Origin of the sequence: Arthrobacter sp. AFG20 (genome assembly GCF_002892795.1) — a bacterium.
Classification (GTDB): Bacteria; Actinomycetota; Actinomycetes; order Actinomycetales; family Micrococcaceae; genus Arthrobacter.
In genome coordinates this window covers 60569-73232 of the sequence record NZ_PJMC01000016.1, presented here as the reverse complement: position 1 = coordinate 73232, position 12664 = coordinate 60569, and the positions used below count along the sequence as shown (strand labels likewise).

Genomic DNA, 12664 nt, shown 5'->3' with positions numbered 1-12664 from the left:
TCCTTGACGCCATGTTGCACGGAGGGTAGAGGAGCCAATCACAGAAAAAGCCCCGGTCCAAAGGACCGGGGCTTTTTGCCGTTAATACTCAATCACTGAGTAGCTCAGCGCAAGCTCACACGTTGAAGCGGAACTCCACCACGTCGCCGTCGGACATGACGTATTCCTTGCCTTCAATGCGGACCTTGCCGCGCGATTTGGCCTCCGCCATGGAACCGGCGTCGATGAGGTCCTCGAAGGAGACAACCTCCGCCTTGATGAAGCCGCGCTGGAAGTCCGTGTGGATGACGCCGGCTGCCTGCGGGGCGGTGTCGCCCTGGTGAATGGTCCATGCGCGAGCCTCTTTCGGCCCGGCCGTGAGGTAGGTCTGCAGCCCCAGCGTGTGGAACCCGACGCGGGCCAGCTGGTCCAGCCCGGATTCATCCTGCCCGTTCATTTCGAGCATTTCCCGCGCCTCGGCCTCGTCCAGTTCCACGAGGTCGGACTCGAGCTTGGCGTCAAGGAAGATGCAGTCGGCCGGCGCAACCATTGCGCGCAGCTCGGCCTGCTTCTCCTCGCTGCCGAGAATCCCTTCGTCCGCGTTGAAGACGTAAATGAAGGGCTTGGCCGTCAGAAGGCTGAGCTCCTTGAGGTGCTCCATCTCCAGCTTGTCGCTCTTGACGGAGGAGTAGATCGTGTCACCGCGCTCCAGAACTACCTGCGCGGCCTTGATGGCAGCGAGCTCCGCGGCCTCCCGCTTCTTGATCTTGACCTCTTTTTCGATCCGGGGAATGGCCTTCTCGATGGTCTGCAGATCGGCGAGGATCAGCTCGGTGTTGATGGTTTCCATGTCGGAGCGGGGGTCAACCTTGCCGTCGACGTGGATGACGTCGGGGTCGTCGAAGACGCGCACCACCTCGGCGATGGCTTCCGCCTCACGGATGTTGGCGAGGAACTGGTTGCCCAGGCCTTCCCCTTCGGAGGCGCCCTTGACGATGCCTGCGATGTCGACGAAGGAGACGGCCGCGGGCAGTACTCGCTGCGAACCGAAGATCCCGGCGAGCTGCTGGAGCCTGGGGTCGGGCAGGTTCACGACGCCGACATTGGGTTCGATGGTGGCGAACGGGTAGTTCGCGGCCAGGACCTGGTTGCGGGTCAGTGCGTTGAAAAGAGTTGATTTGCCGACGTTGGGCAGTCCGACGATGCCAATAGTAAGAGCCACGGACATTGATTCTACCCGTTCGGCCCCCGCATCCCGTGCCGGGCTGTTGCCTTTCCGATAAATGTCACAGCCCCGTGCCACAGTGAAGGCATGGAACCTTTTGCAGTCATTCTGGCCCTTTTGATGCTGTTGCTGGGCGCCGTGTCCGGCGCCGGCGCGGTATACGTGGTGTTGCGCCGGCGGAGCGCCGCCGTGGAAGCGGATTTCGACGGCGTTTCGGCGCGTCTTTCGGAAGTCAGCGCCCAGTTTGCTGCCGCGGATGCCGAGCGGAGGCTCCTGTCGGCCCAGAACCGGGAGCTGGGCATGTCGCGTGATCAGGATGGAAGCGTGCTGCGGGCCCTGGCGCCGGTGGCTGAGAAGCTGACGGCGGTGCAGCAGCAGGTATCCCTGCTGGAACGGGACCGGCTCGAACAGTACGGGCAGCTGGCCCAGCAGCTGCAGGAAGCCCGTCTCACGGACGAGCAGCTGATGCGGTCCACGCATGCCCTTGAGTCGGCGCTCCGGTCGAACAGCGCGCGCGGCCAGTGGGGCGAAGTGCAGCTGCGCCGTGTTGTGGAGGCGGCCGGCATGATGCGGCATGTCGATTTCCATGAGCAGCAGCACGGCACGTCAGGCGCCGAGGCCGCCGTCCGCCCGGACCTTGTGGTCCAGCTGCCGGGCGACAAGCAGCTCGTTGTCGACGCGAAGGTCCCCCTGTCCGCCTATCTTGAGGCGCAGGAGCTGGGGCAGTCGGCCGGCGACAAGCCCGGGCTCAGCCAGGCCGCGCAGCAAAACCTCCTGGCCGCGCACGCCAAGGCGCTGAAGTCCCACGTGGACGCCCTCAGCACCAAGAAGTACTGGGACATTTCGGGGAACTCGCCGGAGCTGGTGATCTGTTTTGTTCCGGCCGAGTCCATCCTCGCCGCCGCTCTCTCCGCCGATCCCGCGCTCCTGGATCACGCCCTGTCCCGGAATGTGGTGCTGGCCTCCCCGGGCACGCTGCTTGCGGTGCTCAAATCCGTGGCGTTCACCTGGCGCCAGGACGTTCTCACGGACAGTGCTCGGGAGCTCTTCGAACTTGCCCGGCAGCTGTACGAGCGGATGGGCACGCTCGGGGACAACGTGGGCAAGCTGGGGTCCTCGCTGAAAAGCTCGGTGGACCGCTACAACGCGATGGTCGGCACGCTTGAGGCACGGGTGCTTCCCACAGCCCGGAAACTGAACGCGCTGGACACCAGCGGACTGGTCACGCCTCCGGCTGTGCAGGCGACACCGCGGTCCCTCGCAGCCCCGGAACTTCAGGGCGAATCGCGGCAGCACGATGAACTGCATGCCACGGAGCTTGCAGCGACCGAACCGGAAGCCAACGAACTGCGCTCGACCGTGCAGGAAGAGGATGCCGCTTAAGAAGCCGCAGGATGGACGCCGGCTCGCGTGCTCCTGCTAGCGCGAGCGGCGTCCGCCGAGGGCGCGGGACACGTCCCCCGCTTCCTTGAGCGTGGCGCGGAGCTCCTTCGGCAGGGAGAAGAGCAGGTCCTCCTCCGCAGTCACAATTTCCTCGACGGCGTCGTATCCGTAGTCGGCCAGGAGGCGGAGCACGTCCTTGACCAGGACCTCCGGAACGGACGCGCCCGAGGTCACGCCCACCGTGGCAACACCCTCGAACCAGGACTCGTCCACCTCGTTGGCGAAGTCAACCCGGTACGACGCCTTGGCGCCGTACTCAAGCGCCACTTCGACGAGTCGGACGGAGTTGGAGGAGTTGGCCGAACCGACCACGATCACCAGATCAGCCTGGGGCGCGATCTTCTTGATGGCCACCTGACGGTTTGTCGTTGCATAGCAGATGTCGTCGCTGGGCGGATCCTGGAGCGTGGGGAACCGGTCCTTGAGCAGCCGGACGGTCTCCATGGTCTCGTCCACGCTGAGCGTGGTCTGCGAAAGCCAGATGACCTTTTCGGGATCCCGTACCGTCACCTTGTCCACCTCATGGGGGCCGTTGATGATCTGGATGTGTTCGGGAGCTTCGCCGGCCGTTCCTTCAACCTCTTCGTGGCCGTCGTGGCCGATCAGGAGGATATCGAAGTCGTCCTTGGCGAAGCGGACGGCTTCCTTGTGGACCTTGGTCACGAGGGGGCAGGTGGCATCGATGGTGCGCAGTCCGCGGTCCTCTGCGGACTGGACCACGGCCGGGGACACGCCGTGGGCCGAGAAGATGACCAGGGCGCCCTCGGGCACTTCGTCAGTTTCGTCCACGAAGATGGCGCCCTGCTCCTCAAGGGAGCTGACCACGTGCACGTTATGGACGATCTGTTTCCGGACGTAAACGGGCGGTCCGTAGTGCTGCAGGGCCTTTTCGACGGCGATGACCGCACGGTCAACGCCCGCGCAGTATCCGCGCGGAGCCGCCAGCAGAACCCTCTTCGGGCCCGGGACCGGTGCCGCCGCGAGCACTTCCTCCGGCGAACGCCGCCGACGCGGGACGGTGGGCATCGAAAGGGAAACTGCAGAGGAAGTCATTGCTCCATGCTACCGGCTGGGCCGCAGGCATCCGGGCATGCTCATCGTCCGCGGGCTGGACCGGCGACCAGCCTGAGCAGCAGGCCTGCCGCCACCAGGACCGCACCGACGATCGCCGCCGCAAGCGTCCAGGACGCAAACCCGGCAGCGGAAGCCGTAACGAACTCCCGCTTGAACAGGTCTGCCATTTCGTTTCCGCTCGCGGTGCCCATCACGGCGTCGGCGGCCCAGCGGGACGCCAGCGTCCACAGTCCGGAAAGCACCAGTGCGCCCAGTCCGATCCCGGCCAGGACTTTCCACCGCCTGCGCGCGGTCACGAGCGCTAGCAGGAACGCCACCCCGGCACCGACGGCCAGGCTGTATCCCAGCGGAGAGTAAGCCGAAACACGTTCAACGAGCTGGCGCTGGTTCGTCTGGCCGATGCTCACCAGGGTCTGGCCAGGGGCTTCCAGCGGAACACCAACCTGGCTGGAAATCTGCTTGGCCGCGAGGGCGACGAGCGGGGCCACATCCAGTGTCAGCGAGGTGCTCGAATCAGCTTCGGGGGGAAGGGACGCCGGATCGGCGAAGTTGAGCCGGTGGGTTTTTCGCAGCGTCTCTTCCCAGGCAGCCGGATAGTCGGGCAAGCCGGTGAGGGAGGTTGCCGCCTTCTCCAGCACCGGCCGGACCAGTTCGGCCGCCTGCGCCGGGATGGCGCCGCCGGTATCAATGCTGTTGACGGCGGCGGTCGCCAGGCGCTTCTGGAAATCCGGATCCTTGCCCAGCGGTGCCGCCAGGGCTACGAAGCCATCCTCCTGCACGATGTTGCGGTCCACCCAGATGGCCGGAACGGCGGCGGAGGAGAGGAGAAGACCAAGGATGACGGCCAAAGCCGCAAGAAATGAGCGCAAGGGGTTCCTAGCTGGTCGGGTTTCTCGGCTGGTCGGGTGCCTGGCTGGTCAGCAGGTCACTGCAATCCTAGGCGCGCCATCCCACTATTGAAAAAGTAGGGCGATCAAAGATGCCAGAGACCAAAAATGGCGGACCACCTAGTCTGCCGGGTCATCAGCGGTCCCGGCAAATGCCGGGTTATCAACAATGTCCGAGCCCGGTGATACAGCTATGGATAGAGTTGATTAACCCACCGCGCACGCACCATCCACAGGCAAAGGACCGCGACCATGCAACTGGCATTCGCCGCCAACGGGGCTGCACATGGCTGAAAACGCCACCGTCCCTGTACCCGGCACGGCCTCTGCAGCCGGCACCAGCACAGTGCCGGCCACCGCCGCCGACACGAGCCCGGACAACCCCTGGCCGCTGCAATTGCTCTCCCAGAAGCTCAAGACCCATATAGAACGGGCACCGGCAGCCTGGGTTGAAGGGCAGGTCATCGAACTCAACCGGCGCGGCGGCAATGCGTTCCTCACCCTCCGGGATGTAAACGCCGAGATCTCCCTGCCCGCTTCCATCTGGTCCAAACTGCTCGACCGTCAGGAGACGCCGCTTGAGCGCGGGAGCCGGGTGGTGGCCCTGCTCAAGCCCGAGTTCTGGCTGAAGACCGGGCGCCTGAACATGTCCGTGAAGGACATCCGCCCTGTTGGGCTGGGCGATCTCCTCGCACGGATAGAACGGCTCCGCCATGCCCTGGCCGCTGAAGGCCTGTTCGCCGAGTCGCGGAAAAAGCGTCTGCCCCTGCTCCCCCACCGGATCGGGCTCATCACCGGCCGCGACTCCGATGCCAAGAAAGACGTCCTGCGCAACGCTGCCCTGCGCTGGCCGGCAGTCGAATTCGAGATCCGCGAGGTCGCGGTGCAGGGCAACACCGCCGTATCCCAGATGGTCAAGGCGCTGCGCGAACTCGATGCCCGTCCCGAGGTGGACGTGATCGTGATCGCCCGCGGCGGCGGCGCGCTGGAGGACCTGCTGCCGTTTAGCAGCGAGGAACTCATCCGCGCCGTGGCGGCCACGGTGACCCCGGTGGTCAGCGCAATCGGGCATGAGGCGGACCGGCCCATCCTGGACGACGTCGCCGACCTCCGGGCCTCCACGCCCACGGACGCAGCCAAGCGGATCGTGCCGGAAGTTTCGGAGGAACTTGCCCGGGTCCGGCAGGCTGAAGCCCAGCTGCGGCGCTCCGTCACTATGATGGTGGCCCGGGAAACGGACCGTCTGGCCGCGATCCGGTCCCGCCCGGTCCTCGCGGCCCCCGAGAGCATGATCACAGCGCGCGCGGATGACGTGGAACGGCTGACCCGCCGGTCCACTGCGGCCATCAGTGCAGCCGTGACGAGGGCTTCCGACCAGCTGGTCCACCTCCAGGCGCAGGTCCGGGCATTGTCACCGCAGCAGACCCTGGACCGCGGCTACGCCGTGGTGCAGCTTTCCGGCTCCGCCGGGGCGGTTGTCCGCCAACCGACCCAGGCCCCTGCCGGAACACCGCTCGCGGTCAGGGTGGCCGGCGGACGGTTCGGCGCGGAATCCACCGGCGCCCCATAAGCCCGGCGCATGTGAAACCAGCACCCCATGAGCCGGGACGCATATGGGCCAGCACCTCAAATGACGCCAGCACCGAATGACAGCACCACCTACATGACAGGCCAGGAACCATGACAGATCCGACTATCAGCACAGACCAGCCGCACAGCACGGAACCAAGCACCGCAGCCCAGCCCGGCCCCGTGCTTCCTCCGGACATCGATGGCCTCAGCTACGAGGAAGCACGGGAACAGCTGGTAGCCGTGGTTTCCAAGCTTGAGGCCGGCGGGACCAGTCTTGAGGATTCCCTGGCTCTTTGGGAGCGGGGCGAGGCATTGGCACGGCGCTGCGAAGACTGGCTGGAAGGCGCCAGGAAGAGGCTCGCGGCTGCCCGCAAGGACAGCTGAAGCCAGCGGGATCCAGCCGGGGGTGAGGCCCGGCTGAGGACCGCCCGGCCTGGTCAGGACCGCTCGACGAGGCGGCGCTCGGCTTCAACGTCGAACTCGGCCTTGGGCCACTCCAGGTCGAGCTCGCCGAGCCCCTCCAGCAACAGTTGCTGCACGGCGATGCGCGCGTACCATTTCTTGCTGGCGGGCACGACGTACCAGGGCGCATGGTCCGAGTTGGTTTCGTCGAAGGCAGCCTGGTAGGCGGCCATGTAGTCGTCCCAGAAGGCGCGCTGTTTCAGATCCTCTGTGTTGTACTTCCAGTGCTTGGCGGGATTGTCCAGCCGGGCCAGCAGCCGTTCTTTTTGCTCGTCATTGCTGATGTGCAGCATGACCTTGACCACCTTCGTGCCCACCGCCACCTGCCTGGCCTCGAACTCGTTGATCGCACGGTAGCGGCGGTCAAGCTCCTTCGGGTCAGCCCAGCGGTGAACCCGGTGGATCAGGACGTCCTCGTAGTGGGACCGGTCAAAGACACCGAGCATGCCAGCGCCGGGGACTTCCCTTTCGATGCGCCACAGAAAGTCGTAAGCACGTTCCTCGGGCGTGGGGGCCTTGAAGGACTTGAACTGGACACCCTGCGGATCCATGGCGCCCAGCACGTGCTTCACGATTCCGCCCTTGCCGGCGGTGTCCATTCCCTGCAGGATCAGGAGGACGCGCTTGGTGCCGCCAAACTTGGACTCGGCAAACAGCTTCTCCTGAAGTTCCGCGAGCTTTGCGTCCAGCTCCTCGAGGAGCGCTTCGCCGTCGGCCTTGTTCCCCGGGTAACCGTGGGTGGCGTCAGGGTCAACGTCGGCCAGCTTGAAGCCCTTGCCCACTTTCAGAGTTTCGGAGGGAAGCTTCGTGAATTCCACCACGCCGGCCATCGGGTCCTCTTTCCACAGTTGTATGTGGGTAAAGGCTAGTTCCCCTGATACCTGCTGAGGAAGTCTCCCATCCGGCCGACTGCTTCCTCGATGTCCTTGACGTTGGGCAGGGTCACCATGCGGAAGTGGTCGGGCCGGACCCAGTTGAACGCCCTGCCGTGGGAAACCAGAATCTTCTGTTCCTTGAGCAGGTCCAGGACAAACTTTTCGTCATCCCGGATGTCGTAGACGTCAGGGTCCAGTTTGGGGAACAGGTAGAGGGCTCCCCGCGCCTGTTGGGTGCTCACGCCGGGGATGGCGTTAAGCATGTCGTACGCCTTGTTGCGCTGTTCCAGCAGCCGGCCGCCGGGCAGGATGAGGTCGTTGATGCTCTGGTACCCGCCCAGGGCAGTCTGGATGGCGTGCTGGGCCGGAACGTTGGCGCAGAGCCGCATGTTAGCCAGTAGGTTGATGCCTTCGAGGTAGTCGGCGGCCTCCTTCTTGGGCCCGGAGATGGCCATCCATCCCGCGCGGTAGCCACAGACGCGGTACGCCTTGGACAGCCCGCTGAACGTCAGGCACAGCACGTCGTCGCCGGTAAGCCCCGCCATGTTCACGTGCACGGCGTCCTCGTAGAGGATCTTCTCGTAGATCTCGTCGGCGAAGATCACCAGCCCGTGCTTTTCCGCCAGGGCAACGATCTTGCGCAGCGTGCTTTCCGGGTACACAGCACCGGTGGGGTTGTTCGGGTTGATCACCACAATCCCCTTGGTGCGGGGCGTGATCTTGGCCTCGAGGTCCTCCAGGTCGGGCTGCCAGCCGGACTCCTCGTCGCAGAGGTAGTGCACCGGACGGCCGCCGGCCAGCGCCACCGAGGCGGTCCACAGCGGGTAGTCCGGGGTGGGGATCAGGATCTCGTCGCCCTCCTCGAGCAGCGCCATCAGCGACATCGTAATGAGTTCGCTGACGCCGTTGCCGAGGTAGATGTCGTCCACGTGGATGCTCTGGATGCCGCGGGTCTGGTAGTACTGCGAGACGGCGGTGCGGGCCGAGAAGATGCCGCGGGAATCGCTGTATCCCTGGGCGTGGGGCAGGTGGCGGATCATGTCCACCAAAATCGCGTCCGGCGCTTCAAACCCGAAGGGTGCGGGGTTGCCGATGTTCAGTTTGAGGATGCGGTGACCCTCTGCCTCCATCTGCTGGGCGGCCTGAAGAATCGGTCCACGGATGTCGTAAAGGACATTATGAAGCTTGGTGGACTGCTTGAATTCTGCCATTCATCAAATATGCCACAAGCGGGATGTACTTCCGGGGAGACGTGCCTCACACGGACGGCCCGGACCTGCCGGAACCGCCAGTCAGTTGGGTTCGTCCCCCGCTTAACGACGACGGCGGCTGCCGGTCCCCGCGGACCCGGCAGCCGCCGTCGTACTCTCCTGGTCAGCCGCAGGGCCTACTTGACGATGCCCTTGTCCTTGAGCCACGCAGCGGCCGCGTCCTTGGCGTTCTGCTTCTGGCTTCCGCTCACCGCACGGTTAAGGTTGATCAGGTCCTCAGTGGTGAGGGTCTTGGAGACATTGTTGAGTGCCTCCTTGGCTTTGTCCGTCACCTTGGCGTCGTTGTACAGCGGCAGCACCTGCTGGGCCTTGAAGTTGTTCTTCGGGTCCTCCAGCACAACCAGGTCATTGTCGGCGATGGACGGCGTGGTGGTGAAGATGTCGGCCACCTGGACCTCATCGTTCAGGAGCGCCTGCAACGTCAGGTTGCCTCCACCGTCGCTAAAGGGCTTCAGCCCCTTGAGTTCGCAGTTGTAGTTCTTCTTGAGCCCCGGGAACCCGTAGGACCGGGTTTCAAACGTGGCAGGTGCGGCCATGGTCAGGTCCTTGCAGACCTTGGCCAGATCCTCGATCGACTTCAGCTGGTACTTTTCGGCGGTGGCCTTCGTGACCACCATGGCATCCTTGTCCTCCGCCTTGGACGGCTCAAGCACAGCCAGTCCCTGCGGCAGCTTGCCGGGAAGAGCCTTGTAGATGTCCTCCGGCGTGACCTCCGCAGCCTGCGCGTCGACGTGGGACAGCAGGTTGCCGGAGTAGTCCGGAACGACGTCCACTGACCCGTCCTGCACCGCCTTGAAGTAAATCTCCCGCGAGCCGATGTTCGGCTTGGTGGTGGCGGTGACTCCGGCCGCACTCAGGGCACCGGCGTAGATCTCGGCGATGATCTGGCTCTCCGGGAAGTCCGCGGAGCCGACGACGAGGGAACCGCCGGAGGTGGCGCCCCCGGTTGCACTCGTGGAGGGGGATGACAGCGGATTGCCGCTGCTGCAGGCGGACAAGGCGAGGGCGACGCCGACACCGGCGGCGAGGCCGCCCAGGCCACGGCGGGTAAGAGTCGTGCGGACGGGGTGCTTCATGCGGTGCCTCCTTGGACAGCGGCAGCCGCGGGCGCGGCAGCCGAGAGATCGGTGGCGGCCTTGCGGCCGCCTGTGGAACGTGCGGAAAGTCCCGGTGAAACGACCAGCCGCTGCACGGCGGCCAGGACAAGGTCGACGACGATCGCCAGCGCCGCGATGAGCAGCGAACCTGCCAGCATCCGTGGGAAGTCCTGGAGCACCAGCCCGTCGAACAGGTAGCGCCCCAGGCCGCCCAGCGGAAGGTAGGCCACCACCGACACCGTGGCGATCACCTGCAGCACGGCGGTGCGGATGCCGCCGAACATCACCAGAAGCCCGTTGGGTACCTCCACGCCGAACAGGACCTGGAGCTCTTTCATGCCCATTGCGCGGGCGGCGTCCACCACGTTTGGGTCCACGCTGGAAATGCCGGCGTAGGTGCCGGCCAGCAGCGGTGGCACCGTAAGAATGACCAGGGCCCACACCGGCGGCATGAGGCCGCTTCCCGCGACGAGGGCGAACAGCACCAGGAGCCCGAGCGTGGGCAGCGCCCGGAGGGCTCCGGCTACGGCCACGGCCACCACGCGGCCCCTTCCGGTGTGCCCGATATAGAGGCCGACCGGGACAGCGATGGCTGCGGCGATGAGCAGGACCAGGCCGCTGTACTGCAGGTGTTCGAGCAGGCGGACGGGGATCCCGCCCGGACCCGACCAGTGCAATGGATCGGCGAGCCAGGCGAACGTTTCGGTGAAGATGTTCATGAGCCTGCCCCCGCGTGGACTTTGGCGTCAGCGAGGAATTCGGCGCCGGACCGGGCGTGCGCGTCTGTCTTTACGGAACCGGCCCTGGTCCACGGTGTGAGGACCCGTTCCAGGATCACCAGCAACGCGTCCATCACCACGGCCAGCAGCAGGATGGCGACAATCCCCACCACCACTTCGGTGACGAAGTTCCGCTGCAGCCCGTCCGTGAACAGCATCCCCAGGTTTCCCACGCCCAGCAGCGCGGCGACGCTCACCAGCGAAATGTTGCTTACCGACACCACGCGGAGGCCGGCGAACATCACCGGCAGGGACAGCGGCAGGTCGATCTGCAGGAACCGGGCGGCCGGCTTGTAGCCCATGGCCACGGCCGCCTGCCGGAGGTCGTCATCGACGGAATCGAAGGCGTCCATGGCAGCCCGCACCAGCAGCGCCACGGCGTAGATGGTCAGGGCGACGATGACATTCAGCGGGTCAAGGATCCGGGTCCCCAGCAGCGGCGGGAGAATGATGAACAGCGCCAGCGACGGAATGGTGTAGAGCAGGGAGCTCACGGTGGCCACGAGTTGGCGCAGTGCGCTGTGCCGCCGCGAAAACTGTGCCAGTGGAATGGAGATCACCAGGCCCAGGACCATCGGAATCAGGGCCAGGACCAGGTGCTGGCCGGCCCGTTCAAAGACCATGGGGCTGTTCGCCAGGAACCACTCCATCAGCGGGCGCCCTGCCGGGTCCGGCGTGCGGACTCGATGCTGGAGAGCACCTCCGCGCCCTTGACGACGCCGGCAACCTTGCCGTCGCCGTCCACCGCGACGCCGAGCCCCGATGGGGAGGATAGCGCGGCGTCCAGGGCGCGCCGCAGGGTGTCGCCCGGCCGGAACAGGGAGCCGCCGGGGATGAGCTGGGAGTCGAGGCCGGGGCCTTCCCAGCCCAGCGGGCGTTGCTGGTCATCCACCACCAGGCGCCAACTGTCCGTATGTGAACCGGCCTCCCCGCCCCGGGTGACCGTGTCAACGGGGTGGACCGCGACGCCGTCGGCCGTGGTGAACGCGAGGTGCCGGAACCCGCGGTCCCGGCCCACAAAGGAAGCCACGAACTCGTTGGCCGGTGCCCGGAGGATCTCCTCGGGCGTGGCGTACTGCGCCAGCTTGCCGCCGACGGCGAAGACAGCCACCTTGTCCCCCAGCACGGTGGCCTCGTCGATGTCGTGGGTGACAAACACGATGGTCTTGGCCAGGTCCCGCTGCAGGCGCAGGAGTTCCTGCTGGAGTTCGTCGCGGACCACGGGATCCACGGCGCTGAAGGGCTCGTCCATCAGCAGGACCGGCGGGTCGGCGGCGAGCGCCCGGGCCACGCCGACGCGCTGCTGCTGGCCGCCCGAGAGCTGCGACGGGTACCGCTTGCCCAGCGACGGGGCCAGCCCCACGACGTCGAGCAGTTCCTCCGCGCGCTTGCGGGCGTCGGCTTTCGAGACGCCGTTCAGCCGGGGCACGGTGGCGATGTTGTCCACGACGGAGCGGTGCGGCATGAGGCCCGACGACTGCATCACGTAGCCCATGGAGCGCCGGAGCTCGGCTGCAGGCACGGAAGTGACGTCGCGCCCGCCCACCGTGATGGTCCCGGACGTGGGCTCCACCATCCGGTTGATCATGCGTAGGGAGGTGGTCTTGCCGCAGCCTGATGGTCCTACGAACACCGTGATGGAGCCACGGTCAATGGACATGCTTAGCTGGTCCACCGCCGGTTGCCCGCTCTGGTACTGCTTGGTGACGCTCTGGAACTCAATCATGGCTTCGGCCATACCCGGCTTACCTTACTGTTGGGCGGCAACATCGGACGGTAAAGCGAATTGATCATAAGCACGCTGTTTTTGGCTGTAAAGCGCATCTTGACCAAGCGTAACCAGTGCCTGAAGCAAAACCGCCGCAGGCACGGATACCGTAATCATTCGGACACAAACACGATTGATTCGGTGCCGTCTCCGGCCCGGATGGGTGGAGGAGTTTTTGTCCAGATAATGGGTCCAAATGCCACCGGAGCGGCCATTATCTGGACAAAAACTC

Annotated in this window: 12 protein-coding genes; 3 read left to right on the top strand and 9 right to left on the bottom strand. The window is 65.4% G+C overall.

Annotated elements, in window-relative coordinates; translation table 11 throughout:
- Nucleotides 1-115 precede the first annotated feature (115 nt).
- On the bottom strand, nt 116-1201 hold the full coding sequence (ychF, locus tag CXZ05_RS17495; RefSeq protein WP_102973835.1) for a redox-regulated ATPase YchF: 1086 nt from the start codon (nt 1199-1201) through the stop codon (nt 116-118).
- A 90-nt stretch (nt 1202-1291) separates the two neighbouring features.
- On the opposite strand from ychF, the gene CXZ05_RS17490 reads away from it, so the two are divergent.
- Nucleotides 1292-2587 (top strand): DNA recombination protein RmuC, encoded by a 1296-nt coding sequence (locus tag CXZ05_RS17490; RefSeq protein ID WP_102973796.1) that lies wholly within the window; start codon nt 1292-1294, stop codon nt 2585-2587.
- Between the two features lie 36 nt (nt 2588-2623).
- Here CXZ05_RS17490 and CXZ05_RS17485 read toward each other — a convergent pair whose 3' ends face one another.
- Both CXZ05_RS17485 and CXZ05_RS17480 read right to left on the bottom strand, forming a co-directional pair.
- On the bottom strand, nt 2624-3700 hold the full coding sequence (locus CXZ05_RS17485) for a 4-hydroxy-3-methylbut-2-enyl diphosphate reductase (RefSeq protein ID WP_102973795.1): 1077 nt from the start codon (nt 3698-3700) through the stop codon (nt 2624-2626).
- Between the two features lie 41 nt (nt 3701-3741).
- Nucleotides 3742-4590, bottom strand: coding sequence for a hypothetical protein (locus CXZ05_RS17480; RefSeq protein ID WP_102973794.1), 849 nt, complete (start codon nt 4588-4590; stop codon nt 3742-3744).
- 304 nt (nt 4591-4894) lie between these two features.
- On the opposite strand from CXZ05_RS17480, the gene xseA reads away from it, so the two are divergent.
- Together xseA and CXZ05_RS17470 are read left to right on the top strand one after the other, a co-directional pair.
- Nucleotides 4895-6178 (top strand): exodeoxyribonuclease VII large subunit, encoded by a 1284-nt coding sequence (xseA, locus tag CXZ05_RS17475; RefSeq protein ID WP_102973793.1) that lies wholly within the window; start codon nt 4895-4897, stop codon nt 6176-6178.
- 110 nt (nt 6179-6288) lie between these two features.
- Nucleotides 6289-6564, top strand: a complete 276-nt coding sequence (locus CXZ05_RS17470; RefSeq protein WP_258006627.1) for an exodeoxyribonuclease VII small subunit — start codon at nt 6289-6291, stop codon at nt 6562-6564.
- Nucleotides 6565-6617: 53 nt separating this feature from the next.
- Here CXZ05_RS17470 and CXZ05_RS17465 read toward each other — a convergent pair whose 3' ends face one another.
- From CXZ05_RS17465 to CXZ05_RS17440, 6 genes are all read right to left on the bottom strand, one after another.
- Nucleotides 6618-7472, bottom strand: a complete 855-nt coding sequence (locus tag CXZ05_RS17465) for a PPK2 family polyphosphate kinase (RefSeq protein ID WP_102973792.1) — start codon at nt 7470-7472, stop codon at nt 6618-6620.
- Between the two features lie 35 nt (nt 7473-7507).
- A complete protein-coding gene (locus CXZ05_RS17460; protein ID WP_102973791.1) occupies nt 7508-8728 on the bottom strand; it encodes a pyridoxal phosphate-dependent aminotransferase in 1221 nt (406 codons plus the stop codon).
- Nucleotides 8729-8904: 176 nt separating this feature from the next.
- Nucleotides 8905-9864 carry an ABC transporter substrate-binding protein gene (locus CXZ05_RS17455; RefSeq protein WP_102973790.1) on the bottom strand — a complete coding sequence of 320 codons (960 nt, stop codon included), beginning with the start codon at nt 9862-9864 and terminating at the stop codon, nt 8905-8907.
- The gene (locus CXZ05_RS17450; protein ID WP_102973789.1) at nt 9861-10604 is read right to left on the bottom strand and encodes an ABC transporter permease; all 744 of its coding nucleotides are present in this window, start codon (nt 10602-10604) and stop codon (nt 9861-9863) included. The genes CXZ05_RS17455 and CXZ05_RS17450 overlap by 4 nt, the downstream gene beginning before the upstream one ends.
- Nucleotides 10601-11314 (bottom strand): ABC transporter permease, encoded by a 714-nt coding sequence (locus CXZ05_RS17445; protein WP_102973788.1) that lies wholly within the window; start codon nt 11312-11314, stop codon nt 10601-10603. The genes CXZ05_RS17450 and CXZ05_RS17445 overlap by 4 nt, the downstream gene beginning before the upstream one ends.
- The gene (locus CXZ05_RS17440; protein ID WP_102973787.1) at nt 11314-12402 is read right to left on the bottom strand and encodes an ABC transporter ATP-binding protein; all 1089 of its coding nucleotides are present in this window, start codon (nt 12400-12402) and stop codon (nt 11314-11316) included. The genes CXZ05_RS17445 and CXZ05_RS17440 overlap by 1 nt, the downstream gene beginning before the upstream one ends.
- Between the last annotated feature and the right edge of the window lie 262 nt (nt 12403-12664).

Bases quoted from the DNA above. Each gene is read 5' to 3' on its own strand.
- CXZ05_RS17450 (WP_102973789.1), bottom strand. From the start codon at position 10,604: ATGAACATCTTCACCGAAACGTTCGCCTGGCTCGCCGATCCATTGCAC.
- CXZ05_RS17490 (WP_102973796.1), top strand. From the start codon at position 1,292: ATGGAACCTTTTGCAGTCATTCTGGCCCTTTTGATGCTGTTGCTGGGC.
- CXZ05_RS17440 (WP_102973787.1), bottom strand. From the start codon at position 12,402: ATGGCCGAAGCCATGATTGAGTTCCAGAGCGTCACCAAGCAGTACCAG.
- CXZ05_RS17445 (WP_102973788.1), bottom strand. From the start codon at position 11,314: ATGGAGTGGTTCCTGGCGAACAGCCCCATGGTCTTTGAACGGGCCGGC.
- xseA (WP_102973793.1), top strand. From the start codon at position 4,895: ATGGCTGAAAACGCCACCGTCCCTGTACCCGGCACGGCCTCTGCAGCC.
- CXZ05_RS17470 (WP_258006627.1), top strand. From the start codon at position 6,289: ATGACAGATCCGACTATCAGCACAGACCAGCCGCACAGCACGGAACCA.
- CXZ05_RS17485 (WP_102973795.1), bottom strand. From the start codon at position 3,700: ATGACTTCCTCTGCAGTTTCCCTTTCGATGCCCACCGTCCCGCGTCGG.
- CXZ05_RS17465 (WP_102973792.1), bottom strand. From the start codon at position 7,472: ATGGCCGGCGTGGTGGAATTCACGAAGCTTCCCTCCGAAACTCTGAAA.
- CXZ05_RS17455 (WP_102973790.1), bottom strand. From the start codon at position 9,864: ATGAAGCACCCCGTCCGCACGACTCTTACCCGCCGTGGCCTGGGCGGC.
- CXZ05_RS17460 (WP_102973791.1), bottom strand. From the start codon at position 8,728: ATGGCAGAATTCAAGCAGTCCACCAAGCTTCATAATGTCCTTTACGAC.